The 24,774-nt window shown below is 42.1% G+C and carries 24 protein-coding genes and 12 tRNA genes; 19 read left to right on the top strand and 17 right to left on the bottom strand.

The window, feature by feature from the left end; genetic code table 11:
* The first annotated feature begins 54 nt into the window (after positions 1-54).
* Positions 55-438 (top strand): PleD family two-component system response regulator, encoded by a 384-nt coding sequence (locus tag CKO50_RS07015; protein WP_045989068.1) that lies wholly within the window; start codon positions 55-57, stop codon positions 436-438.
* A 9-nt stretch (positions 439-447) separates the two neighbouring features.
* Positions 448-738 carry a PilZ domain-containing protein gene (locus CKO50_RS07010; RefSeq protein ID WP_010375543.1) on the top strand — a complete coding sequence of 97 codons (291 nt, stop codon included), beginning with the start codon at positions 448-450 and terminating at the stop codon, positions 736-738.
* Positions 739-799: 61 nt separating this feature from the next.
* Here CKO50_RS07010 and CKO50_RS07005 read toward each other — a convergent pair whose 3' ends face one another.
* Positions 800-1,990: a class I SAM-dependent methyltransferase gene (locus tag CKO50_RS07005; protein ID WP_010375545.1), complete on the bottom strand. Its 1,191-nt coding sequence runs from the start codon at positions 1,988-1,990 to the stop codon at positions 800-802.
* 127 nt (positions 1,991-2,117) lie between these two features.
* On the opposite strand from CKO50_RS07005, the gene CKO50_RS07000 reads away from it, so the two are divergent.
* Positions 2,118-2,759, top strand: coding sequence for an HD domain-containing protein (locus CKO50_RS07000; protein WP_045989065.1), 642 nt, complete (start codon positions 2,118-2,120; stop codon positions 2,757-2,759).
* A gap of 17 nt (positions 2,760-2,776) precedes the next feature.
* On the opposite strand, the gene CKO50_RS06995 is transcribed toward CKO50_RS07000, so the two are convergent.
* Positions 2,777-3,757, bottom strand: coding sequence for an ion channel (locus CKO50_RS06995; RefSeq protein WP_095727572.1), 981 nt, complete (start codon positions 3,755-3,757; stop codon positions 2,777-2,779).
* Between the two features lie 226 nt (positions 3,758-3,983).
* On the opposite strand from CKO50_RS06995, the gene CKO50_RS06990 reads away from it, so the two are divergent.
* Positions 3,984-4,640, top strand: a complete 657-nt coding sequence (locus CKO50_RS06990) for a M48 family metallopeptidase (RefSeq protein WP_095727571.1) — start codon at positions 3,984-3,986, stop codon at positions 4,638-4,640.
* Between the two features lie 22 nt (positions 4,641-4,662).
* Here the strand turns inward: CKO50_RS06990 and CKO50_RS06985 are convergent, their stop codons facing one another.
* Complete coding sequence (locus tag CKO50_RS06985; RefSeq protein ID WP_095727570.1) at positions 4,663-5,058, bottom strand: helix-turn-helix domain-containing protein; 396 nt, start codon at positions 5,056-5,058, stop codon at positions 4,663-4,665.
* A gap of 72 nt (positions 5,059-5,130) precedes the next feature.
* Between CKO50_RS06985 and CKO50_RS06980 the strand changes: the two genes are divergently transcribed.
* The gene (locus CKO50_RS06980; protein WP_255229448.1) at positions 5,131-5,628 is read left to right on the top strand and encodes a DUF2938 domain-containing protein; all 498 of its coding nucleotides are present in this window, start codon (positions 5,131-5,133) and stop codon (positions 5,626-5,628) included.
* A 17-nt stretch (positions 5,629-5,645) separates the two neighbouring features.
* Here CKO50_RS06980 and CKO50_RS06975 read toward each other — a convergent pair.
* From CKO50_RS06975 to CKO50_RS23935, 6 genes are all read right to left on the bottom strand, one after another.
* Positions 5,646-5,730 (bottom strand) — tRNA-Tyr (locus tag CKO50_RS06975).
* Between the two features lie 26 nt (positions 5,731-5,756).
* A tRNA-Tyr gene (locus tag CKO50_RS06970) sits at positions 5,757-5,841 on the bottom strand.
* Positions 5,842-5,867: 26 nt separating this feature from the next.
* A tRNA-Tyr gene (locus CKO50_RS06965) sits at positions 5,868-5,952 on the bottom strand.
* A 29-nt stretch (positions 5,953-5,981) separates the two neighbouring features.
* Positions 5,982-6,066 (bottom strand) — tRNA-Tyr (locus CKO50_RS06960).
* A 20-nt stretch (positions 6,067-6,086) separates the two neighbouring features.
* Positions 6,087-6,171: transfer RNA gene (locus tag CKO50_RS06955), tRNA-Tyr, on the bottom strand.
* 11 nt (positions 6,172-6,182) lie between these two features.
* A tRNA-Tyr gene (locus CKO50_RS23935) sits at positions 6,183-6,255 on the bottom strand.
* 120 nt (positions 6,256-6,375) lie between these two features.
* Between CKO50_RS23935 and CKO50_RS06950 the strand changes: the two genes are divergently transcribed.
* Complete coding sequence (locus tag CKO50_RS06950; protein WP_095727569.1) at positions 6,376-6,897, top strand: VC2046/SO_2500 family protein; 522 nt, start codon at positions 6,376-6,378, stop codon at positions 6,895-6,897.
* A gap of 374 nt (positions 6,898-7,271) precedes the next feature.
* Here CKO50_RS06950 and CKO50_RS06945 read toward each other — a convergent pair whose 3' ends face one another.
* The 3 genes from CKO50_RS06945 to CKO50_RS06935 form a co-directional block, all read right to left on the bottom strand.
* Entirely contained in the window at positions 7,272-7,733 is a 462-nt protein-coding gene (locus CKO50_RS06945; protein ID WP_141240126.1) for a YchJ family protein, read from the bottom strand.
* Between the two features lie 45 nt (positions 7,734-7,778).
* A complete protein-coding gene (locus CKO50_RS06940) occupies positions 7,779-8,174 on the bottom strand; it encodes a SulA-like leucine-rich domain-containing protein (RefSeq protein ID WP_010375559.1) in 396 nt (131 codons plus the stop codon).
* A gap of 324 nt (positions 8,175-8,498) precedes the next feature.
* The gene (locus tag CKO50_RS06935; RefSeq protein ID WP_095727567.1) at positions 8,499-8,948 is read right to left on the bottom strand and encodes a tetratricopeptide repeat protein; all 450 of its coding nucleotides are present in this window, start codon (positions 8,946-8,948) and stop codon (positions 8,499-8,501) included.
* Positions 8,949-9,069: 121 nt separating this feature from the next.
* On the opposite strand from CKO50_RS06935, the gene CKO50_RS06930 reads away from it, so the two are divergent.
* Positions 9,070-10,359 (top strand): NCS2 family permease, encoded by a 1,290-nt coding sequence (locus tag CKO50_RS06930; RefSeq protein ID WP_095727575.1) that lies wholly within the window; start codon positions 9,070-9,072, stop codon positions 10,357-10,359.
* A gap of 67 nt (positions 10,360-10,426) precedes the next feature.
* Here CKO50_RS06930 and CKO50_RS06925 read toward each other — a convergent pair whose 3' ends face one another.
* Positions 10,427-11,188, bottom strand: coding sequence for a hypothetical protein (locus tag CKO50_RS06925; protein ID WP_095727566.1), 762 nt, complete (start codon positions 11,186-11,188; stop codon positions 10,427-10,429).
* Positions 11,189-11,601: 413 nt separating this feature from the next.
* Between CKO50_RS06925 and cysB the strand changes: the two genes are divergently transcribed.
* Positions 11,602-12,579, top strand: a complete 978-nt coding sequence (gene cysB, locus CKO50_RS06920; RefSeq protein WP_095727565.1) for an HTH-type transcriptional regulator CysB — start codon at positions 11,602-11,604, stop codon at positions 12,577-12,579.
* 53 nt (positions 12,580-12,632) lie between these two features.
* On the opposite strand, the gene queC is transcribed toward cysB, so the two are convergent.
* Positions 12,633-13,289, bottom strand: a complete 657-nt coding sequence (gene queC / locus CKO50_RS06915; protein ID WP_010375567.1) for a 7-cyano-7-deazaguanine synthase QueC — start codon at positions 13,287-13,289, stop codon at positions 12,633-12,635.
* Between the two features lie 123 nt (positions 13,290-13,412).
* Here queC and queE point away from each other — a divergent pair, with 123 nt between their 5' ends.
* Complete coding sequence (gene queE, locus CKO50_RS06910; RefSeq protein ID WP_095727564.1) at positions 13,413-14,078, top strand: 7-carboxy-7-deazaguanine synthase QueE; 666 nt, start codon at positions 13,413-13,415, stop codon at positions 14,076-14,078.
* A 96-nt stretch (positions 14,079-14,174) separates the two neighbouring features.
* Here the strand turns inward: queE and CKO50_RS06905 are convergent, their stop codons facing one another.
* The 3 genes from CKO50_RS06905 to CKO50_RS06895 all read right to left on the bottom strand — a co-directional run bounded on the left by CKO50_RS06905 (position 14,175) and on the right by CKO50_RS06895 (position 18,593).
* Entirely contained in the window at positions 14,175-15,041 is an 867-nt protein-coding gene (locus CKO50_RS06905; RefSeq protein WP_095727563.1) for an ABC transporter substrate-binding protein, read from the bottom strand.
* Positions 15,042-15,201: 160 nt separating this feature from the next.
* Positions 15,202-16,170 (bottom strand): cysteine synthase A, encoded by a 969-nt coding sequence (gene cysK, locus CKO50_RS06900; RefSeq protein WP_095727562.1) that lies wholly within the window; start codon positions 16,168-16,170, stop codon positions 15,202-15,204.
* Positions 16,171-16,298: 128 nt separating this feature from the next.
* The gene (locus tag CKO50_RS06895; RefSeq protein ID WP_095727561.1) at positions 16,299-18,593 is read right to left on the bottom strand and encodes a carbohydrate binding family 9 domain-containing protein; all 2,295 of its coding nucleotides are present in this window, start codon (positions 18,591-18,593) and stop codon (positions 16,299-16,301) included.
* A 210-nt stretch (positions 18,594-18,803) separates the two neighbouring features.
* Here CKO50_RS06895 and CKO50_RS06890 point away from each other — a divergent pair, with 210 nt between their 5' ends.
* The 10 genes from CKO50_RS06890 to CKO50_RS06840 all read left to right on the top strand — a co-directional run bounded on the left by CKO50_RS06890 (position 18,804) and on the right by CKO50_RS06840 (position 24,196).
* Complete coding sequence (locus tag CKO50_RS06890) at positions 18,804-19,949, top strand: dicarboxylate/amino acid:cation symporter (RefSeq protein ID WP_095727560.1); 1,146 nt, start codon at positions 18,804-18,806, stop codon at positions 19,947-19,949.
* Positions 19,950-20,208: 259 nt separating this feature from the next.
* Positions 20,209-20,859, top strand: coding sequence for a UvrY/SirA/GacA family response regulator transcription factor (uvrY, locus tag CKO50_RS06885; RefSeq protein WP_095727559.1), 651 nt, complete (start codon positions 20,209-20,211; stop codon positions 20,857-20,859).
* Between the two features lie 10 nt (positions 20,860-20,869).
* On the top strand, positions 20,870-22,693 hold the full coding sequence (uvrC, locus tag CKO50_RS06880) for an excinuclease ABC subunit UvrC (RefSeq protein WP_095727558.1): 1,824 nt from the start codon (positions 20,870-20,872) through the stop codon (positions 22,691-22,693).
* Between the two features lie 42 nt (positions 22,694-22,735).
* Positions 22,736-23,281 (top strand): CDP-diacylglycerol--glycerol-3-phosphate 3-phosphatidyltransferase, encoded by a 546-nt coding sequence (gene pgsA, locus CKO50_RS06875; protein WP_010375584.1) that lies wholly within the window; start codon positions 22,736-22,738, stop codon positions 23,279-23,281.
* Between the two features lie 287 nt (positions 23,282-23,568).
* Positions 23,569-23,642 (top strand) — tRNA-Cys (locus CKO50_RS06865).
* Positions 23,643-23,678: 36 nt separating this feature from the next.
* Positions 23,679-23,765 (top strand) — tRNA-Leu (locus CKO50_RS06860).
* A 52-nt stretch (positions 23,766-23,817) separates the two neighbouring features.
* Positions 23,818-23,891 (top strand) — tRNA-Gly (locus CKO50_RS06855).
* A gap of 21 nt (positions 23,892-23,912) precedes the next feature.
* Positions 23,913-23,999: transfer RNA gene (locus CKO50_RS06850), tRNA-Leu, on the top strand.
* Positions 24,000-24,037: 38 nt separating this feature from the next.
* Positions 24,038-24,111: transfer RNA gene (locus CKO50_RS06845), tRNA-Gly, on the top strand.
* Positions 24,112-24,122: 11 nt separating this feature from the next.
* Positions 24,123-24,196: transfer RNA gene (locus tag CKO50_RS06840), tRNA-Cys, on the top strand.
* Positions 24,197-24,774 lie beyond the last annotated feature (578 nt).

Here is a 24,774-nt window from a genome sequence, read left to right as displayed (position 1 = left end):
TTTATTATATGAGGAAGTAAAGTTTTGGATTGTGAGAAGGAAGCGGCATTGAATATGTCCACACGAGAGAAAAGGAAAAATGCACCGCATCTGCTAGTGGTCGACGACGAGTATTTTAACTATGAAATGCTTGAAATGGCGCTGTCGGGGTCGTTTGAGCTGAGTTATGCAAACTCGGGCACGAGTTGCTTGTCTAATGCGATTGCTGATCCTCCTGATGCTATTTTGCTTGATGTGTGTATGCCGGGTCTTGACGGCTACGACACCTGTCGAATGTTGAAAAATACACCAGAGACGAAGGACATTCCTGTATTAATGGTGTCTGGTTTAGAGTCAGAAAAAGAACAAAAAGCGGGATTCGATGCAGGCTGTGATGCCTATGTGGTTAAGCCATTCTCAATGCAATCGCTATTAGAAAAAATAAAATCAATGGTGTAGGAGCATTATATGATCAATGAAGATAAACGCCGTTTTATGCGTATGTCGGTGGATGCAGTAGCAAAATTAACCGAGCTCGAGTCGGGTAAAGTGCACCAAGGAGTTTGTCACGATTTAAGCGCTACGGGGTTGTCGGTGACAGTGAGCGACCCAATTGAAGCAAATTCAACCGTTGACATTTTCATTGATTCTAGTGGCGATATGATCCAGCCGCTTAGTGCTCATGCAACCGTGATCCGTTGTAGTCAAGAGCAAGACGAACAGTGGATTGTAGGGCTAGAAATCACCAAGTTTAATTAGAGTAATTAAAGCCCTAAAAGTGGTATTGAAGCTTCCTCCGATACCACTGTAAATTCCTAAATCAATAGACCTTACAAATAAGGCCTTTTAGGTAAAAGCCTTCTGGATAATTGCCCGCAATAGGGTGGTCGGCTGCTTGATTTAGCCTTTCCATGATCAACAATTCCTTACCGGCATCGAGCGCAGCGTCAGCAACGACTTTCTGAAACAGGTTTTGTTCCATAAGGCCAGAACACGAGAAGGTGAGTAACGTGCCACCAGGCTTTAATATCTGCATGGCAATCATATTGATATCTTTATAGCCACGACAAGCACCGTTAAGCTGCGCCTTACTTTCTGCAAACTTTGGTGGATCCATCACAATCGTATCGAATTGACGACCCTCATCACGATATTGTCTTAGTAGTTTGAACACGTCTTGCTTAACAAACTCAGCCTTCGATAAGTCTAGTTCATTATGTTCTACATTGCGTTTAGCTGTGTCGAGTGCTGGCTGCGATACGTCAACGTTGATTACTTTACTACAGCCACCGCGCAGTGCATAAAGGCCAAATGTACCGGTGTAGCAGAAGCAGTTAAGCACTTCCTTGTCTTTTACAAAGCGTTCTAACGCGGCTCGGCTGTCGCGTTGATCTAGATAAAAGCCAGTTTTATGGCCGCCGATGATATCGACTTCAATCTTTAAACCATTTTCGCTAATAAGGACAGGTGCGGTTGGCGCGTCGCCAGCAAGCGGTCCGGTAATTTTATCAAGGCCTTCTTTTTTGCGCACATCAACATCTGAGCGCTCGTAAACATGACAATCAGGAAATAGTGATTGCAATGCCATTACGATTTCGCCTTTGTGGCGCTCGGCACCAGCGCTTAGCAACTGACAAACCAAGTAGTTATCAAACTTATCAATCGTTACACCGGGCAGACCGTCAGACTCTGCGGCACATAATCTAAAGCCGGTTAAACCACCTTCAGCGATAACATACTCTCTGGCTGCTAGTGCACGTGCGAGTTTTTGCTCAAAGAACGCTTGGTCGATATGTTGTGATTCATCAAATGTCCAAATTCTGGCTCGGATCTGAGAGTCTGGACTGTAAGCGGCTGTCGCGAGGTATTTACCCTCATTGCTGTATATCTTGACGGTATCGCCAAGGGCGGGTTTACCTTTTACTTTTTTAATGGCCTTTGAGAAAACCCAAGGATGTTTTCTGTTAAGGGATTTTTCTCTGCCTGGTTGCAGATATAGCGCGCAAGTCATATATTTTCTCTAATCTTTCCTGATAGCTGCCATTTTAGTGAAGGGTGTGGCAACATACAATCAGTAATGCCTTTCCCGCTGAATTTGTGTGGGTTTATTTGTCGGATATTAATAAAAGTTGAGCTTAATGACGTTAAAAATGCATGAATTAGAAAAAGCATGTGAAGAGTTTATGCTGTCGACACCATGTGCAGATACCGCCCATGATTTGTCTCATATCAAGCGTGTAGTTAAAGTCGCAAAGTCGCTTTGCGAAGCTGAAGGGGCGGATCCTGCTGTGGTGATCCCTGCTGCTTGGTTACATGATTGTGTTGCCGTAGCAAAAAATCATCCAGATAGGCCGCTCGCCTCGAAATTAGCTGCAGATAAGGCGGTTGCCTTCCTAACTGAGTTGAAGTACGACACGGATAAACTTGAGGCTATTCACCACGCTATTGTTGCACACAGCTTTAGCGCCGGTGTCACACCCACGACATTAGAAGCCAAAATTGTCCAAGATGCAGACAGAATGGATGCGTTAGGGGCGATAGGTGTGAGCCGCTGTATGAAAGTAGGTGGGGCGATAGCGCGTAATCTCTACAATGTAGAAGACCCTTTTTGTGAACACAGAAAAGCGGACGATACCAAATATACCTTAGATCACTTTTTCATTAAGCTACTGCATATTAAAGACAACATGCATACCACCGCAGCCCGTGAGCAGGCACAAGCCCGTACCCAATATATGCTGGATTTTTTAGAACAACTGAAATCAGAAATCGCGGATTAAAAATGACGAGATGAGCATCACCTCGTCATTTGCTTCACAAAGACCACCACAAATAGCGCTAGTGAAAAGCTGCCGGTAAAAGCCTCTACCGCTGCGATCAGCCGTGAGATCCCCACAGGCGTAATATCCCCGTAACCTAAGGTTGTGAAGGTAACAACACTAAAATAAAAGCTGTTCAGCAGTGCCATGACGTTTTCAGATACACTGTTGTCTAAGTCCAGTTGCATTATCTGATCTTGAAACGAAACACCAAATAGAAAATAGCAAAATGCACAGGTAATTATCATACCTAGACTGAAGCGAATGACGTTTTCCGGTTTTTCTCCATACCCACATAGTAAGTCGACAAAGCTGGAAATAAGGTGACGTTTTGAAAATCGCGGATACTGGGCATGTCGCATGCGCAGCTCTTTATATGTAAAGCGCCCAACCATTTCAAATAGCCCTTGGTTTTCTGCGCCTTTTCGTAGTAAACGATAGATCTCTTCGGACTGTAGGAACAAGTCTTCCGCGTCTTCTTTGGCTCGGTTTCTACGAGCTTCTAAAGCTTGCTGCTCTTGTAGTAATTGCTCGCCGAGTTCCATATTATCGATACGGGTGTTTTCCAGCTTTATGCCGAGCAAATTGGTGCTTTCTAAATTACAGCAGTGCAGACTTGCTTCTCGCAAATCCGCCTTCATTAACGAGGCATGCTTAATGGTATTATTAAACAGATGCGCCCCTTTCAAATTGGCACGATAAAAATTGCTATAAGATAGGTCATAGCCATGATGATTTTCAAAGTTAACAAGATTGAGCCCTTCCAAATTGGCTCGCTTCAACTCTAAGCCTTGCAGCAAACCGCCGCGTTTGGCATAGCGTTCAAGCTTTTGGCTTAGCTCCAAGCCACCTTTATCGAATTTATTGTCATGCCAAAAGCAGTAACCTGAGCCCATATCGATTTCACTGCATTTTTTTCCCTCAGGTGACACATATTGGCAAATGGGTTTATCAGCCATAGCTTGCCTAAATCAAAATGCCTTTTTCATTAAGCGTAGCAGCAAAAATAATAAATACGGTGATTTAACGAAAAAATCTTTCTAATTTATAGTGTGTTAGAAACCACACTATTGATGAGTTTATTGTCATTGTTGATCAAATTCATCATCTTACATGGCGTTTGCAGTGACTCTGACAAGTGGCTCATATTATAATGCATGCTTTAGTGGCTAAGAATTTGTTACCTTGCAATATCAATTGAAGAAAAGCCGAAAACGTAAGAGCGTTGCGATAAAAATAAAAGCTGGCCAAGTATTTGTGTATGCACCAGAGCAAGTTTGCGAGCGCTGGTTACATACTTGGGTGGAAAGTAAATCCGATTGGATAAAATCAAAGCTTGCTCTAAAAGTCATACCTGAGAGCCCTCGGCCGCTTGAAACAGGAATTGTGCAAGTATTCGGCGAGACCTTTACTATTCATAGAGGCAAAAGTACAACCTCTGTAATTGATTTTGATAACAAAAGAGTGTTACTTAAGGCTGTCAAAAATGAATGGCGTGAGTTAGTCGCGCTGTTGAGCGAAACGCTAAATGACTATGTAGATATGGTTATTGCGCGGTATCAACCTGATATTCAAGCTCGCTTTGATACGCTAAAAATACGCGTTTACAAAAGCCGCTGGGGCAGTTTTTCATCTAAAGGCGTGCTTGCGTTCAATACGCTTTTGATTGGTGCGCCTAAGTGGGTAATTGATTATGTGGTAGTGCACGAACTTTGCCATTTTCATGTCATGGCACACAATAGCGCATTTTGGCATTTGGTAACAAAGCACTATGGTGACGACCATAAAATGGCTCGGCGTTATTTACGTGACCACGGTCGTGACTTGATGATTGAGCATTAGCATAGCACCCTGTTTATGCCTGTTATTTGTTGGGCCTCGCTTTTTCCGCGCGTTTTAACAACTTTTTAAATGTCGGGCATTCAAAATGGCTTGGCGCAGGGCATTTTGCAGCGTGATAGAGGCCATCTCGCATTGCAGTTAAATGATTTATGGTTTCATTTAATTCATCCGCTTTAGATTGTAACTTCATCCGATCAATCTCTGCTTTACCCTCGGGGGTAAACATGTCTGCTATTTCATCTAACGAAAAACCAGCGTTTCTGCCAAGTGTAATAAGCGCTAGACGTTCAAGTATTGAAGGCGGGAAAACACGTTTGAGCCCTTGTCGACCAATCGATCGGATCAGCCCTTTTTCTTCATAATATCTAAGCGTGGATGCGGGTAAACCTGATTTTTTTGCAACTTCACTGATATCCATTCTTGCCCTTGACTTAAAGTTAACTTGAACTAGTAGGATAGCGGTTATCAGTAAAAAAGAGGAGTAAAAATAGTGGAAAACCTATATTCGATGTTAATGCCAGCAGTCGTGATTGGCGTTGGTGCAACGCTCGTTATGGATTTGTGGGCATTTATGCTCAGTCGCGTGTTTGCCATAAAGGGCTTAGATTATGCATTGGTTGGTAGGTGGATTGGACACTTGTGTCAAGGTCAGCTTACGCATCAAGGTATTGGGCACAGTAAACCAATATCTGGTGAAGGTGTCATTGGCTGGTGCATGCATTATCTCATTGGGATTGTATTCGCCTTGGTGTTACTTCTGAGCGTGGGCAAGCCTTGGTTGACTGAGCCTAGCCTTTTGATTGCGTTAGCTTTTGGCTTAATAACGTGTGTGTTTCCATTTTTTATTATGCAACCCTGTTTTGGTGCAGGGATCGCAGCATCTAAATTACCAGAGCCGAATAAGGCAAGGGTAAAAAGTATGGCAGCACATTTGATTTTTGGCTTTGGATTGTTTTTAAGCTCGTTTATATATGTAAGCTTGTTGTGAGATAACAAAATAGAAGGTGGTGGAGGGAGCTGGATTCGAACCAGCGAAGGCTGAGCCGTCAGATTTACAGTCTGATCCCTTTGGCCGCTCGGGAACCCCTCCATCATTTGGAGCGTTTACTTTAAAAGTGGTGGAGGGAGCTGGATTCGAACCAGCGAAGGCTGAGCCGTCAGATTTACAGTCTGATCCCTTTGGCCGCTCGGGAACCCCTCCATCATTTGGAGCGTTTACTTTAAAAGTGGTGGAGGGAGCTGGATTCGAACCAGCGAAGGCTGAGCCGTCAGATTTACAGTCTGATCCCTTTGGCCGCTCGGGAACCCCTCCATACATTTTAAAGCGTTACAATTTGAAAGTGGTGGAGGGAGCTGGATTCGAACCAGCGAAGGCTGAGCCGTCAGATTTACAGTCTGATCCCTTTGGCCGCTCGGGAACCCCTCCGAAATTGTAACTGCTGTTTATGGTGGAGGGAGCTGGATTCGAACCAGCGAAGGCTGAGCCGTCAGATTTACAGTCTGATCCCTTTGGCCGCTCGGGAACCCCTCCGAAATTGTAACTGCTGTTTANGGATTCGAACCAGCGAAGGCTGAGCCGTCAGATTTACAGTCTGATCCCTTTGGCCGCTCGGGAACCCCTCCTAAACAACGGCGGTGATAATAACAAAGTTTTTTTCGAAGTAAAGAAAACTACTAAAGTTTTTCGGAAAAAGGCCGATAAATTCATAATTAGCAAAATAATCGGTTGTAATACATGCAAGTTGATGGCGTTTTAATCAGTGAGTCGCAATTAGGGTCGGCATTGAACATTAGTGTTCATGAGACGCGCTCTGCCGATTTTGCCATGCTGTTATCTATGCTATCAACCGATGCATTAGATTTTAGCCAATTTCAACTACCAAAATCTGAAGCTGCTGCAAAAGATAACTCAGAAGAAACACTAAGAAAGCAATTTGAAATAGGTCCACAAAAGCCGCTTGCGCCAAAAGAGTACAATATGCTGATTGGTCAGCATAACGCGCAGCTGGTATCTATGGGGGCGATGGCGACCTTGCGGTTGCAAGAAAATTTGAATCCAGAACCTTTTGCCGCACGAAATGATAAAAAGCATATTCCACTCGAAGTCGCAGAAAATTTGGAACCAGCGGTTAAAAGACGTTTGGCGAGTGCGCAAGGTAAACTGGCCTTAGTTGCTGATAAAGCAATGGATGCAGCTGGTTTCTATGATCAAATTGCAACGGGAGATATGCAGAGTATGTTACGCGCGACAGCGTAACAACATCAGCTGCTTTTACTCCTTCAAATTGAGCAAGTTTAAGACAACTGGTATTAAACTTGTCATTTTACAGCTGTTTGCTTCGTTACTAGATTGACATAAAACGCCATGCTTATCGCGCCTCATGTCTAATACCAATTGAATTAATTCTCTAATCAATTTGAAGGGTGAAATAGCATATTAGCTTCGTTAAAAATTTCTCATTTAGAACAACTAAATAGCAAAATTTTTGCCTTGCTACTAAAGCTATTTCCCCGCTTCAAGATAGATCATTTATTTAATACAACTGGTATAAGCTAAACGGCCTTTAATCATCCTTAGCTCGTTTCAAGCCTTTTTTATTGCTTTGTATCTAATCTCTAGTTCAGACTATTTTAGCTACCGTGGCACTTTTTATACTTTTTATCACTGCCGCACGGACAGAGGTCATTTCTGCCTACTTTGGTTGCAGGCGTATCGTACAATTCACCATCTAAGTAATACCATCTGTCTGCTTCGATGATAAAATTTGACCGCTCATGGAGTATATAGTGCGTGTTTTCTGTAATATAGTGCGCCTTAAACTCAACGACCCCCTGAGTAGCTTCTACTACTTCTTCTAGCACTTCCAATTTTATAAAGTGTGCATAATTAGCAAATGCAGCAATATCGTCGACACTATTTTGTGCTTGTTTAGCCTGGGCGTAGGTGTCATGAATATATTTTGCATCTTTTAAGCAGTACGCAGTATAGCGAGAGCGCATGAGTATTTGTGGACGCTCTGCGAATTTTTGTCCCTTAAGGTACGGCTCACAACATTGCGAATAGGGAAGGGATGAATTGCAATAACAAGACATAAAAACTTCAGTTTTAACAAATTTATATCCTGTTATTGTAGCTTGTTAAGCGCTTTGAAAACAGTGTATCGCAACGTCAGATACCGGCAGTTCCATTTTGTTGATAGTTTGCACTGATGCAATATCAGTCCAAATCACCACCGCAGCGAAATTACCATTGCTGATAGCACTTTTAAGTACATACTCAAGGTCGTATATGTGCTTTTGCCTAATGACGAGTAACTTGCTTGCATCAACTGAGGCACTTTCTAGCAGTGATTTGTTTGGTACATTATCGGGCGCAACGAGTAGCGTCCAGCCTTGTTTATGCTGACATTTATGTAAAACTTTAAGTAACTCTAAGCTAGCGACGATCTCATCTTCAACGATCACATTATTGATTTCGTTAAGTGTGTAATAAGTCGAATTGTTTGGCTGTAGAAGTGTATTGCTGTGTAACATAATTGTCTCACTGGTTATCTATACAGTATGTGTATACAGTAGTTTATACAGTGTGTGAATGCAAGGGAAATTGCTAACTTTTTAATCAATATTTAAGTTTAATTTGTATGAAGTTTTAATTTTTAAATAAAACAATGGGTTGTGGTTTTTTAAATGAAAACTTCATTGATGAAAGTTCAGTATGAGTAAATCAAAAGGAAGTTTTTTAGATGCTATACAGTAGTTTTTCTACTGTATCATTTTGCTCATAGCAGAGGGAAAGTGTTCGTTTACTTAAGAGAGGCTAACTACGGTTAGTCTATATTTTGGTGAGTAAAATTTAATTTATTGGCTAATATGCTGTAATTGATGAATCTGCTCGTAAAGTGTTGCAGCATAGCACTGTGCATCTCTAAAACGCTTAGTTGTAAGAAAATGGCGAACATCAAGTAGTACTTGTTCGGCACCTTTGTGTCCTTGGCTGCTGGCCAGACTCAACCAAGCGGCTGCATGAAAGGGGCTGGATGGCACTCCTTGACCTTTCATAAACAACAAACCCAAAAAGAACTGTGCTTTCAAATCACCAGACATCGCTGCCAATCTTAGCCATTTTGCCGCAAGCGGAAAAGACTTTTCTTTTAGGTAATAGAGGCCTTTTTTCAAAGCTTGGGTATTGTCGTGAAGATCTGGGAATTTTGCGTCCGCTTTTAATGGTGACGTTACAAATTCAAGCACATTCAGCAGCTGCTGTTCTAAGTCATGGTTTGCTGAGTTGTCGGTGCTATTTTGATCCATATCTTTATTCGCAATAATGTTGATAAACAGAGTGTAGCTGAATTTTAACTATTTTGTCCGAGTTTTAAAGTGATTCGTGTTAAAATCCAACCACTTGTTCCTCAAATTTGTAATTTTAGTTATGCTCGAGCGGTTATTTTCACTGCAAGCTATGCACACCAATGTAAGAACTGAGGTGATTGCTGGCTTGACGACATTCGTTACTATGGTTTACATCGTTTTCGTAAACCCTGCAATGCTAGCAGAAGCTGGCATGGATCACGGCGCTGCTTTTGTAGCAACTTGTATCGCAGCCGCAATCGGCTGTTTTATTATGGGACTATGGGCAAACTATCCTTTAGCGCTTGCGCCTGGAATGGGCTTAAACGCCTTTTTTACCTATGGTGTTGTGCTTGGCATGGGCTATACATGGCAAAGTGCATTAGGCGCGGTATTTATGTCGGGCTGTTTATTTCTATTTTTGAGCGTATTTAAAGTACGCGAGTGGGTGATCCAAGCTATTCCCATTGTGCTAAAGCGTGCGATCGCGGCAGGTATTGGCGCATTCTTAGCCTTAATCGCGCTAAAGAACGCGAAAATTGTTATCGCAAGCGATGCGACATTAGTACAACTTGGTGATATCACTTCTCCCGGCCCGCTATTAGCCATTGTTAGCTTTTTTGTGATTGCGGCGCTTATGTACCGTGAAGTCAAAAGTGGCGTGCTTATCAGCATTTTAATGGTAACGGGTATTGCATGGGGGCTTGGGCTTGTAGATTATCACGGGGTTGTTGATATGCCCCCAAGCATCGCGCCGACCTATATGCAGTTGGATTTGAGCGGAATTTTTGAGCTTTCCATGCTTAGCGTGGTATTTGCATTTTTATTTGTCGATTTATTTGATACCAGCGGCACATTGGTTGCGGTGACGCAAAAGGCTGGATTATCTGACGAGCATGGCCGTATGCCAAGGCTGGGTAGGGCATTGTCAGCTGACAGTACAGCGACGATTGCAGGCTCAGTGCTCGGTACTTCAACGACGACTTCATACATTGAATCAGTGTCGGGTGTATCTGTCGGTGGTCGCACAGGGTTGACGGCCGTGGTCGTGGGGATCTGCTTCTTACTCATGATATTCTTTGCGCCACTGGCACAAATGGTTCCTGCATATGCGACGGCAGGCGCGATACTGTATGTGTCGGTATTAATGCTACAAAACCTAAAGTTGATTAATTGGGATGAAATGAGCGATGCTATTCCGGTCAGTGTTGTGTTACTGATGACACCGCTTACGTTTTCAATCGCACATGGTATTGCTTTGGGTTTTATTTCTTATACGGCAGTTAAATTGGTGTGTAACAAAGCAAATGAAATCAGTATCAGCGTTTGGGTACTGACTGTACTCTTTATCGTAAAGTTTGCTTTTGGTTAAGCAAGTGGGTTTACTCTCTTTGTAATAAAAAAGGCTGGGAGACCAGCCTTTTACGTAAATTATGGTGTTACCACTTTTTCTTCGGTGCAAACAGGACGTCCAAGTCGTCTTGTTCTTGCTCTGCTTTCTTTTTCACCGCTGATGCGTTAGACGCTCTAAGTTCACTGCTGATCTCTTCTAAATAACCTTCGAGCTGTGCTTTTTTCTCTTTTACATAGTCATCATTGTATGAGACGGCGCAAATTGTAGCGTAAGCTTTTTCAAAGTATTGTCTTGCTGAACCGACCATGTTTGCGGTTCTCGCTGAAAGCCCTCGTTTTATCTGGCTTTCTACATTGATTTTAAGCTGAAATCGCTCCAGCCTACGGTCTTCATTAACGAACAGTTGAGTGTCTACTTTGCCTTTACTATGTTCAGAGCGCAGCAGTTGGCGTAATTTCTTTATGCCTTGAACTAGTGCGATAATTTGTTTGTCGTTGTCAGGAAGTGCTATCGAGTCTGAGTCTGCTGTTTTTTCTGGCTGAGTATTTAAGCGCTCTTGCGACTCGTGTAAGCGACTTTTTAATTCTTTCGAAGTCGGAGACAACTCCACCATTGCGACTAAGGCGTCGTGCACGCGGCGCTGAATGATACGGATCATGACTTCAGACATCGGAATATTGCTGCCATTCATGATGACGTCTTCCGCTTCTTCTATTACGCGTTTTTGCTTAGCAAGTTCTTTGCGTCTCTCCGCTTCTTGTTTCTCTTTATGTTGCTGGATAGCGCTTACCCAAACTGCTATGACGATAAGTGCAACAATCAACATTATTATAATAGAAACAAACATACTGAAATCTCTTTCATGTAACCACCAGTGTAATTTTTTAATCTTACATGAATTCGTACTATTCTGAACAGGTTTACGACAATAACCTGTAAAAAAGATAAAGAATTCATTATTTTTTAGTATAGTCGATGCCTAAATGAGCGGTTAGTTTTAGTGAAAGATAGTCGCCAGATTTAGCTCGAGAGTTTGCAAAAGCGTGTCAAAATATTCGCTATTTGGCCAAATGACTGTCGGTGCGTCAGTGAAAATGCTGATATTTAGTACCTCTTGGCTACCTCATTTTTACCAAATGTGCTAGCCTACATAAGGTCGTAACAGGCGGTTTTTATCGCTTTGCACTAAACTCGCTAACAAAAAGCGGTTTTGCTATGGGCTGATGCTCAACATCAAGAGATCATAAGAATAAAAGCAATATGAAATTACAACAATTGAGATATATCGTCGAAGTGTTGAATCACAACCTTAATGTGTCAGCGACGGCGGAAAGTTTATATACCTCTCAACCTGGTATTTCAAAGCAAGTGCGCATGCTTGAAGACGAGTTGGGGGTACAAATTTTTGGCCGTAGCGGTAAGCATTTAACGCATGTTACGGGCGCGGGTAATGAAATTATTAATATTGCTCGTGAGATCCTCTCTAAAGTGGAAGGGATCAAAGCGGTTGCAAATGAGCATACATTACCAGATCAAGGTAAACTAAACATCGCAACGACGCATACACAAGCTCGTTACGCGTTACCTCCTGTGATCCAAGGGTTTATGAAAAAATATCCTGCGGTTTCTCTACACATGCATCAAGGTACGCCACAGCAAATCTCTGATGCTGCCGCTCGAGGTGATGCTGACTTTGCTATCGCTACCGAGGCATTGCATTTGTACAGTGATCTGGTCATGCTACCTTGCTATCACTGGAATCGCAGTATTGTGGTCGCCAAAGACCATCCTCTTGCACAAAAAGGCAGTGCACTGACGGTGCAAGACGTCGCTAAATATCCGTTGATCACCTATGTATTTGGTTTTACTGGCCGCTCAGAACTGGATAAAGCATTTAATGCTCACGGTTTGGAGCCACACATCGTGTTTACTGCAACAGACGCTGATGTGATTAAAACCTATGTAAGATTAGGGCTCGGTGTTGGCGTATTAGCGTCAATGGCACTTGATGAAAAGTCTGATAGCGACTTAGTTTGTATCGATGCGAGTCACTTATTTGAAGCAAGTACGACGAAAATCGGTTTCAGAAAAGGAAGCTTCCTAAGAGGCTACATGTACGATTTTATTGAGCGATTTGCACCGCATCTCACAAAAGATGTGGTAGAGCGTGCAAGTTTGCTACGAAATCAAGATGATATCGACAAGCTCTTTGAAGGTGTGACGCTTCCGGTAAAGTGAAGCACTTGAAAAGAATATGAAAAAGGCCTCAACAGAGGCCTTTTTCGATACTGTTATTCGTACGGGAGCGGATCTGTTGCGTGGTTTAGCTCAAACGCTTCGAGACGCTCTTGGCAAGCACCACACTTACCACATGCTTTTTCGCGGCCGTTGTAACACGTCCAAGTATCAGCGTAATCTAAACCCATTTTTAGACCATCAGTCAGGATATCAATTTTTGAGTTGTTAAGGTAAGGACTGACAATTTCAACGGCGTCGTAGTTGGCAATGCGACAAACATCATCCATCTTTTTAACGAACTCTGGGCGGCAATCTGGATAAATTGCATGATCGCCAGAGTGGGCACCGTAAAATACCTTATTTGCTTTTAGAGAGACAGCGTAACCTACCGCAAGAGAAAGCAAAATCATATTGCGATTAGGCACAATTGTGCTCTTCATGCTCTCTTCTTCATAGTGGCCTTCTGGCACGTCGATGTCATCTGTTAGGCTAGAGCCTGACAATAATTGATTGATAGCCGAAATATCAACGACCTTATGAGCAACGCCGAGTTTTGCACATACGTCAGCAGCAACTTGTAGCTCTTTTACATGTCGCTGGCCATAGTTAAAAGACAGTGCATAAACCTCATGGCCCTCACGGACAGCTTTGTTTAATACGGTATAAGAGTCCATTCCGCCAGAATAGATTACGACAACTTTTTCGCTCATAGGTGATTTGCCTCGATTTTGATAGAGGTTTACTTCAGGGCGCGATATACTACACGGCCGCTGGAGAAATGACAATTTTCTCGCGGTATTTTTCGACAATTTTATCTTAAACACGGGGCCATTTTGTATAAGGTTAACGAAATATTTGAAACAATTCAGGGTGAAGCAAGCTTCACTGGTACGCCTTCAATCTTTTTACGTTTGCAGGGTTGTCCAGTAGGTTGCGCTTGGTGTGATACCAAACAAACCTGGGAAACCAACGACAGTTTTATTGTTTCATTGGATAACACTGTAGAAAAAAAGGCTGACTCAGAGTGGTGGGCGAATGCGAGTGCTGACGAGATCTTGGCGATTTTCGAGGCGCGTGGCTACCAAGCCAAGCATGTTGTGATCACCGGCGGTGAACCTTGTATGTTTGATCTTCGCTCGTTATGCGAGTTATTACATAGTAAAGGGTACAGCACACAGATTGAAACTAGCGGTACATTCGAGATCCTTGCGCCAGCTGAAACTTGGGTTACTGTGTCGCCTAAAATTAATATGCGTGGAGGTTACAAAGTACTTCCGAGTGCAATGGCTCGTGCCAATGAGATAAAGCATCCAGTCGCGATGCAAAAGCATATTGAGGAATTGGAATCGCTATTTGCACAAACTGGAGTTGAGCCAAAGCTAGTTTATCTTCAGCCAATCAGCCAAAAAGCCAAAGCTACTAAGCTTGCAATAGACAATTGCAAAGCGAAAAATTGGCGCTTATCAGTTCAAGTGCATAAGTATTTAGGGATTAACTAAAGCGATTGCCTAAGCGTATTTTAGCTAAAAATGCGGTTGTTTAAGCAGAAGTATTGAACAAACCGCGGTGCTTAGGCGTAAAGCTCTTTGTAGAGGTTAATAACACTCGTTACTGACCATTTCGATCATTCTTTGTGTTTCACCACTGTTTTCAAATTGATAGAGATTGCGATTGATGTCTTTGAGCAATTCACGCCAATGTGGCTTTTGTTTGCTAAGCGCAAAGTGAAGGTGATTATACTTTATAGGCGGTGTCACGTTTTCAATATTTCTCAGTAATTCAATTTTCTCAGCTCTTGGTAAGTCTGAATAATTGACCGTAAAGCGTAGCACCTTTGGATCACCTATTACTAAATTTACGCGTTGGCCGACGAGTAACTTCACCAGCTGTAAATCATTCACGGCTTCTACTGTAACGAATTCACCATTATCCATCATAGCATCAAACTCAGGGGTATTCTGATAGCCCCTCACGACACCAATGAGCTCGTTCTTAACTGAGTTTAGATTGCCATCAAAACGGTCTTCTTCACCTCTTCGCTTCAAAAAGCTGATTTCACCACCAGGAAAAGCATTAGATAAAGCAAGTAGCTCTCTACGAGTCTTATTCTTGTGATTGTCAGATGGTGCTGAATCCTCAATATAGTATTCTGGGAATAAAATATCGGCTTTGCCTGTTTCCGCGGCTCTTACGGCACGAGCCCAAGGTAAAAATTCGACATACACTTGATAATCTAAGTCGGTAAGCAATGCGACGGCAAATTGAAAGGCCCAACCTTTATTGCAGAGGTTTGCGCCGATATAAGGTGGCCAATCTAATGTCACAAGGTGTATGAAGGCATTTTTGCCTTTCTTATTGTATAGATAACCCCCTCGATACTTTTCTCCAGAAACAAGACGAAATTCACCACTCTTAAAGTAGGCGACGTTTAAATTCTCTCCATGGGTGAAGCTACTAAACATGAGAAAATGCATGAGCAATAAGGTCTTAACAATCATCGAAATCAAAAAAAGAGTAGCGAATAGATAAAGTGTAGTGAAGGTAGATGAAATTAAAAGGAATAATATAAAAAACAAAGGGGCAGTGATGCCCCTTGGTAATCTAGAATATGAAGCTCTACTCTTACTGCACTAATTCTTGTTCAGAGAATGTGTCTGCAAAAAGTGGGCTAGTTAGGTAACGCTCAGCAGCGCTTGGCAAAATAACCACTATGTTTTTATCAGCATTTTCAGGTTGCTCGGCAATTCGCTTTGCGGCAACTAGGGCTGCACCTGAAGAAATACCCACTAAAATACCTTCGTCTTTCATCAGCTGATGTGCCATTGCTATTGCATCTTCATTCGACACCAATTCAACGCCATCAATCAGCTCAATATCTAGGTTGCCTGGAATGAAACCAGCGCCGATCCCTTGGATTTTGTGTGGGCCAGGTTTTACTTCATCACCTGCAAGGGTTTGAGTGATAACCGGTGAGTCAACTGGTTCAACAGCAATTGACTTAACATTTAGGCCTTTTTCATTTTTCAGATAGCGTGAAACACCGGTGATCGTGCCACCTGTACCAACGCCCGCAACGAAGTAATCGATATTACCTTCAAGTGCATCAAAAATTTCTGGACCCGTTGTTTCAAAGTGGATCTTTGGGTTTGCTGGGTTTTCAAACTGTTGTAGTAACACGTATTTCTCAGGGTTACTAGCTTGGATTTCATTTGCTTTTTCAATTGCGCCTTTCATGCCCTTAGCGCCTTCTGTTAGCACTAAATTTGCCCCAAGTGCTTTTAGCAGTTTACGACGCTCAAGGCTCATCGTATTTGGCATTGTAAGCGTCAATTTATAACCACGAGAAGCAGCAACAAAAGCTAATGCAATACCAGTATTACCTGAAGTCGGTTCAATAAGCTCTTTACCTTCGCTAAGAAGACCTGCCTTTTCAGCTTCCCAGATCATAGATGCACCAATACGGCATTTTACGCTGAAGCTTGGGTTACGCGCTTCCACTTTTGCGTAAACATTGCCGCCAGAAACGCGATTGATTTTAACCAGCGGTGTATTACCGATAGTTAGACTGTTATCTGCATATACTTTAGTCATTTGTGTTCCCTAATCTAGGTTTGCTTATATTCCATCACTTTACTGCGCATTTCGCAAAACGAAAGGAAAGATTGGCTATAAGATATATCAAATTTGCTTATAGCCAATAGTTATTTAAAGGTTGATATTTAAATCAACCAAGCATAACTGAACTTCATAAATACCGTCTTTTCGTCTTTAGTTATTTTTGACAAATCATCGTCTTGATAACCATGATCGGAATAGCCTGCAAAGAAAACGGTTTGTGGGTTTAGTTTATAGGAATAGAGCAGTTGGGTGCTGATGCTTTTATAAGTCGCATCAACATCATCGCTATAATTGCTCTGGTTTCTCGAAATATCTGTATTGATGATTGCCAATCTCAAATAGCTATTAATGTTGAATTGGTAAGTCAGGCGGATATCGCTCAGATTTGCGGTATAAACTTCCGCGCCATCTGCTTTCATTTTTTCGTATGTGTGGCGTAATCTAACTTCAAAATGTTTGCCAAAATTGACGTTAATAACCGGACGGGCGAAATACAAATCACCAACACGGTTGTTTGCAAGGTCAACGCGGTTTCCTTTACTTAAGTTCAAACCTGCGAAAACGCCGGCCATTGGCTTGAACTCCATATAGGTCCACTGTGAATTCTCGGTAAATAGATCGGTATTGCCGTCAATCGCTAAACGGGTTTCATCATGTCGCAGTCCAGTGCGTTTTCTATGTTCAACACCGAAATCAAGAAAGCTTTGCAACGGGCCGTCAACTGCAAAGTTGGTTTGCACTTCTTTTTCTAATAATTCGCCTTGCTCGTTGTGGGAAATATCCCAGTCGGCGTACCAACGTGCACGGTTCCACCAGTTGCTGTCATCGCCATACCAACGGTACTCACCGCCGAAAAGAAATTTATTAAAGTCGATCTGAGTGATAAAGCCCATATCGGTTCTAAGTGCTGCATCGCGAGCTTGATAGCTGGTAAATGCCTTCCAATGCTTGCGATTGTGTTCATAATTAACGTAATAGCCAGCACCGCGATCATCTTCGTCAATCACTCTGAGTACACTTTCGTTTAGGTCGCACTCAGTGAGCGTACTATCACATAACGCTTCAGCGAAAGCGCTATCATAGTCTGTATCTGAGCCAATTAACTGCACTTGTAAGGTATCGTTATCTGTTGGCTTGTATTTGGCGTCTATACTTGCAACTTGGTTGCGATAGTCGTCGCTTTGCCTCATCGTCGATGTCACGCCTACAGACAAGGTTTTGTTTAGGTCATGACGATATCTAAGTGCCATGTTTTGGCTTTTTCTCTCTAATGAAACAACACTCGAACCCAAATTTCCAGGAACAACGACATTGAGTCTTTCATCGTTGGCAATAAATCCTGCAAAAGTGTGACCGTTTTTATTACCGGTAAGTTTGACACCATAATCGGGAGCTGAAATGTTCCGAGTGTGAATAAGGTTAAGGTGAGAAGAAAAGTAATCGGAATTATCTAAAAAGAACGCCCGTTTTTCAGGGAAAAATAGGCTAAAGCTATTGTTAACGCTCAATTGTCCTGTGTCAGCTTCAACTTGTGAGAAATCAGGGTTTAGTGTTGCGTTTAGCGTCGTGTCTGGCGTGATAGCCCACTTTACGTCTAAGCCCGGCTCGACATTATTGTCGGCTTGCCATGGCTCTGCGATACCATCATCTATGTCGCGAGACTCTTGCCTATTGGTGACTAGTGTTGGAATAACGGCAAAGTTATTACCTTGCTTAGCCTTAGCAAATCCTTGATATTTTGGCATTTGACAGATCCAGCAAGAATTTGCATGTTGCAATTGCATGCTGGAGATACGTAACCTTTCATTTCTTGGATAAAAACGCAGAAACTCTAAAGCCATGGTTTTGCTTGCGAGAGAGTCGTTAAAATTTAATACACGAAGTGGGATTTCAACTTCAACAACATAACCGTCTTTATTGATTTTTCCGACGCTATCCCAGATCCCATTCCAAGAACCATTCTCACTTTTAGTGAGTTCGTTTTCAATTGAGTCTTGTTGTACACCTAGTGGATTGATGAAAAACTGGTAAGCGCTTTGGGCGTTGTTAAATGAATCAATTTTAATGCCGACAAGATCATCTTCCCAGGCGCGGTCACGGTCACGATAAAATGCGCGGATCAATTCAGGATTAGGGTCCTTTGCATCAAAAGCAATAAATAAAGATTGACCATTCTCATATACGTAAGCCTTAGTTTGTACTGGACTTGATTGGTTCTCGTATGGCCAAGTGATGTTGTTGATATCTATTTCTAATGCACGTTGCCAAATTTCGGTTTCAAGTACACCATCAATTTTTGCAGAACTATCGATAAATGGGATTTTATTTGGGTCTAGTGCCCATGCTGGACTGGATAGACTAAGCGCGACAAAAGAGTAGGTTACAGCTTTAAGCATGAATTTAATTATTTTACAGAGACTTTGCCAGTATTAGATAATACGCAATAAACTGAAACAATTGATTTTCGTCAAGTTGCAATTATTTACGTTAGGTGGCGAATATGTATACATAAAATGTACAAATCGATTTATCTCCATCGAATTAATAGCAAAGATGGTCAAAAACATGTTACAACAACGCCTTTGAAAATCTGCTAGGAAGTAACTATGTCTCTTATATTGAAGCTAGTGGCGGGTATCGTCGCTGGTATGTTGGCGGGTCTGTACTTGCCGACTGTGTTAGTTGAGCTCTTATACACCTTCAAGGTGATCATAGGGCAACTTATCAGCTTTACTATTCCTCTGATAATCCTGCTTTTTATTGCTTCAGGTATAGCAGGCTTACCAAAGGGATCGGGCCACTTGCTTGGTAAGACAGTCGGCTTTGCTTATGGGTCAACCATTATTGCTGGCACATTAGCATTTCTATTAGTTAATGCTTTCATTCCATTTTTTGACGGTGGTGTTGCTTATCAAACCGTGGAAGAATCTCATATTGAGAGCTTTATTAATATCGAGATCCCTCCGCTCATGGGAGTGATGACGGCACTTGCAACGGCATTTATCTTTGGTATTGGGATGAGCCAGTGCGGTTTAACTAAACTTAAAGGCGTCACTGACGAAGCGAGAGATGTGATAGATGCACTGCTCGCGAAAGTTATTATTCCAGTATTACCGCTTTACATCGCAGGTGTTTTTGCTGAAATGGCAGTAGCAGGTACAGTATTCGACACCCTGAGTACGTTTGGCGTGGTATTGCTTGCTGCGATTATTATGCATTGGCTATGGCTAAGCACCTTGTTTGTGGTGAGCGGCCTGTTACTTGGTAGAAATCCATTGGAATTAATCAAAAATATGCTACCTGCGTATTTTACCGCTATTGGTACTATGTCGAGCGCGGCAACTATTCCCGTGTCTCTTCGTGCAAGTAAATCTAATAATGTTAACGAAGAGGTTGCTAATTTTACCGTACCACTCTGTGCCACCATCCATTTGTCAGGGTCGACTATTACCATAGTAACTTGCGCAATGGCTGTGATGCTGCTTTCTCCTGAGATGGTTGTACCGTCATTGTCGGAAATGTTGCCATTTATCTTTATGCTTGGTGTCGTAATGATTGCTGCCCCTGGTGCGCCGGGTGGCGCGGTTATGTCTGCGCTTGGGCTATTGACCAGTATGCTTGGTTTTAATGAGGGCGCAGTGGCATTGATGATTGCTTTGTATTTAGCGCAAGATAGTTTTGGTACAGCATGTAACGTAACCGGTGACGGTGTTATTGCACTTTGGGTTGATAAATTTTCAAAGCAAAGCTGAGCCATATAAAATTTAATCTACTATAAGTCGCTATGGCTAAAATGCTGTAGCGACTGCCGTTAAAATCACAAAGCGGTGAAATTATAATCAGTCAGCTTCTTCCATGAATTAACTATTTGGTTAATTCATATCAAAATTGTATTTTTCTCTCGTTTCTATCGTTATGCTTTTAAAAAATATGTGGTAATCTCAAACATCTGGAAGCGAGGCTGTTGGTTGCTTCGCTCCTTTTACCAATATATATGTAGAGGGTGTGCCATTGATTAATGTGCTTTTAGTTGATGATCATGAACTTGTCAGGACTGGCATAAAACGCATTTTAGATGATGTGCGTGGCTTTAAAGTGGTAGGAGAAGCCAAAACTGGTGAAGAAGCCGTAACCTTTTGTCGCCAAAGTGAGCCTGACATTGTGCTAATGGACATGAACATGCCTGGTATTGGTGGATTGGAAGCGACCAAAAAGATTTGTCGTTACTGTCCAGATGTAAAAGTTATTGTGCTTACCGTACATTGTGAAGACCCATTCCCAAGCAAAGTAATGCAAATTGGTGCGCATGGCTACCTAACAAAAGGTGCAGGCCCCGATGAAATGATCAATGCAATCCGTGCGGTAAATGCCGGCCAGCGTTATATTGCGCCAGAAATTGCTCAGCAAATTGCCCTTGCACAATTTAGTGGTCGCAATGACGAAAACCCTTTCCAATCGCTATCGGAAAGAGAATTGCAGATCATGCTTATGATCACTAAAGGTGAGAAAGCACAAAATATTGCAGATCGCTTGAATCTAAGCTCTAAGACGGTAAATAGCTATCGCTATCGCATGTTTGAAAAGCTCAATGTAAGCGGTGATGTGGAATTAACCCACTTGGCTATTCGCCATAAAATGATCGATATAGATAGCAGTTATTAAGTTTTTTTAAATGACTGAATTTGACTACAAACCTTTCCTCAAGACATTAACAACAGAACCTGGTGTGTACCGCATGTACGATGTGGACGACCAGGTTATCTATGTTGGTAAAGCAAAAAACCTCAAAAAACGAGTTTCTAGTTACTTCCGTTCAAATATCACTGATAGTAAAACACGAGTATTAGTCAGTAATATTGACCATATTGAAGTAACGTTAACGAATACCGAAACCGAAGCGCTGCTTTTAGAAAATAACTTAATTAAAAAATACCAACCACGATATAACATCCTCTTAAGAGATGATAAAAGTTATCCGTATATTTTCCTGAGCGCCCATCAACATCCAAGACTTGCATTTCATCGTGGTAGTAGAAAGCAAAAAGGCGAATATTTTGGTCCTTTTCCTAGCAGTGCTGCGGTATCGGAAAGTCTAAGGTTAATGCAGAAGATTTTCCCTGTTAGGCAATGCGAAGATGCGTATTACCGCGCACGCAGCCGGCCTTGTTTGCAGTATCAGTTAAAAAGGTGTTCAGGACCATGCGTTGGCAAGGTAAGCGACGAAGAATACCAAGAACAAGTTGCCATGGTTCGACAGTTTTTGACGGGACGTTCACAGGACGTTATCTCAGCGCTGGTGGAACGAATGGAAACCGCCAGTATGTCTTTGGATTTTGAGAAAGCAGCAAAACACAGAGATCAAATTGCTTTACTAAGGCAAATGCAAGAACAGCAGTCCATTGCAGGAAACTTTGCAGAGCTTGATGTTATCGGTTATGAGCAGAAGAACGGTTTAGTGGCCATTCATGTACTGATGATAAGAGAACATAAGGTACTTGGGACGAAAACACATTTTCCAAAAGTACCAAAAGATTCTGGCGCAGATGAAGTGCTAACTTCTTTCCTTGGACAGTATTACATTTCAACGGGTAACCACTCTAGAATTGCTAAAGAAATTGTATTGCCATTCGAAATAGAAGAGGGAAGTGCATTAGAAGCAGCGCTGACTCAAGTTTCGAAGCGCAAAGTTAATTTCAAATGTAACGTTCGTGGGGAACGAGCCCAATATCTTGCATTAGCAAATAAAAATGCGCAAAACAGTATTGAAGTTAAACAAAATGCACAAGACTCAATCACCAAACGATATGCCAAGCTAAAAGCAGTGCTGGGGCTGTCAGACATTCAAAGAATGGAGTGTTTTGATATCAGCCATACCATGGGAGAAAACACGGTTGCATCGTGTGTTGTATTCGATGGTCAAGGGCCAAACAATAGAGAGTATCGCAGATATAACGTCACAGGGATCACCCCAGGGGATGACTACGCAGCGATGGATTTTGCATTAAATAAGCGCTACGGCAAAATGTCGGATGAAGCGAAAGTTCCCGATATTATTTTTATTGATGGTGGTAAGGGGCAGTTAGGTAGGGCAGAATCTTTCTTCGCTGATTGGCAACTCAAGAAAATGCCAATACTGATAGGGGTTGCGAAAGGCACAAGCCGAAAGCCAGGATTAGAAACATTGCTAATAGATGGTGGTCGTAAAACGGTGAATGTTGAAAGTGATTCACCTGCATTACACCTTATCCAGCATATCCGCGACGAATCACATCGCTTTGCCATTGCAGGGCATCGTAATAAAAGACAAAAACAAAGAACGCAATCTGTGCTTGAAGAGATTGAAGGCGTAGGTCAGAAAAGACGTCAGGCACTACTTAAGTTTTTAGGAGGCATGCAGGGAGTTAAATCTGCAAATATACATCAATTAAAGCAAGTTCCTGGGATCAGCCCTGAAATGGCTGAAAAGATATTTAATCATTTGCATGACAAAGCTTAAGCAATCATGCGAACATAGAAAAAAAGACAATACCAAGTAGTTATGTGGAATATTCCAAATACGCTCACAACATTTAGATTGCTACTCATTCCCGTGTTTGCAGTCGTTTTTTATCTTCCTTATTCATGGGCGTTTTTTGCCGCCGCTTTTATTTTCTGGTTAGCTTCCGTTACCGATATCCTCGATGGCTATCTTGCGCGTAAGTTGGAACAGTCAACACCATTTGGTGCTTTTTTAGATCCTGTTGCCGACAAGGTGATGGTCAGTGTTGCTTTAGTGATACTTGCTACACATTATGATAATTATTTCATTACTATTTCTGCTGTTGTCATTATTAGTAGAGAAATAGTTATTTCTGCGTTGCGTGAATGGATGGCTGAACAAGGTAAAAGAGGTAGTGTTGCTGTATCTTGGCTGGGTAAATTCAAAACAGCTGCACAGATGTTAGCTATTATAGGTTTGATTTGGCAATTATCAGATTGGATGACAATGCTAAGTTACGCACTTTTAGCTATCGCGACATTGCTAACATTAGTTTCTATGATCCAGTATCTCTATGCTGCAAAAGGAGAATTGACTAATTCTTGACTTGAAATGATTATAAACCCAGCGGTTTAGATAAATTTTGAGCAAACGATTCAAAACATTCATTTTTTATGTTGACGCGTTCCAGAACTTCTGTAGAATGCGTCCGTGTTGAGAGGGCAGTATGTCATCTAAATTAAATTTAGATAGCATCACCTAGCAAGTTAAAGTTTAAAGAAGCTTAATGAATAAGTAGATTTAAACAATGGAACNATAGCTCAGCTGGTAGAGCGCGACCTTGCCAAGGTCGAGGTCACGAGTTCGAACCTCGTTACTCGCTCCAAATTTGCGGCGGAATGGCAGAGTGGCCATGCAGCGGATTGCAAATCCGTCTACCTCGGTTCGACTCCGGGTTCCGCCTCCATTTCTCAACATATCCACATGCGAAAGCAAGCCCGATGCCCGGGTGGTGGAATTGGTAGACACAAGGGATTTAAAATCCCTCGCTGGTAACAGCGTGCCGGTTCAAGTCCGGCCCCGGGCACCATTTATATCGGGATTTGTATATAACAAATCTATATGGTTTTTATATACAAAATGGAANTAGCTCAGCTGGTAGAGCGCGACCTTGCCAAGGTCGAGGTCACGAGTTCGAACCTCGTTACTCGCTCCAATTTCTGCTTTCACACCCGATGCCCGGGTGGTGGAATTGGTAGACACAAGGGATTTAAAATCCCTCGCTGGTAACAGCGTGCCGGTTCAAGTCCGGCCCCGGGCACCATTTATTTTTCACATATTAAATTTACCAGTGTGAAAAATGGAGNTAGCTCAGCTGGTAGAGCGCGACCTTGCCAAGGTCGAGGTCACGAGTTCGAACCTCGTTACTCGCTCCAATATTCTTCATGGCGGAATGGCAGAGTGGCCATGCAGCGGATTGCAAATCCGTCTACCTCGGTTCGACTCCGGGTTCCGCCTCCATATCGCATATTCTCCTTATTCTTAATATCTTTCTTATTTACCTTTTTTATTATCCAAAAACGCCACTGTTACTGATTTATCCACATCTTCGTTTACTTAAACATTGTTTCTTTAGATCCCAGAATCTTTACTATAGCTGCTAACCAATAAGAAGAATCGAAAGTTAGTATTCAATACCTTTTTAAACGCATCTATATTCATATTTTCGATAAAAGGTATCATTTTGGTATCTAGTCCTGCTTATTGGATAGACTTACTGCTTCATAGTAGCTTTGCTTTTTCACTACCACATAATTTACGTACACCTTCTCTATATAAAGCAGAACTGACTTTGTTTCTATATGTAAGTAGGCAAGTTGATATGCTAACAGATGTTATATAACGCCATTTGTTCAGTTGTTCCACAGTGATACTTAAAGTTTATGTAGGTTCGCGTGACTTCAATTCGATCTTTTAGAGTGAAAAATATGCTATTTTGATATGTTTCGTTTGTTTTTTGCTCGAACTAACCTTTTTTATAAGTTTTAATGAAAAAAGGGGTTGCACTAAAATCGGATTTCCCTATAATGCGCATCCAC

The organism is Pseudoalteromonas sp. HM-SA03 (assembly GCF_002289345.1).
GTDB lineage: Bacteria > Pseudomonadota > Gammaproteobacteria > Enterobacterales > Alteromonadaceae > Pseudoalteromonas.
Note: the sequence above shows the minus strand (reverse complement) of the source record. Positions and strands in the feature narration are given on the sequence as shown.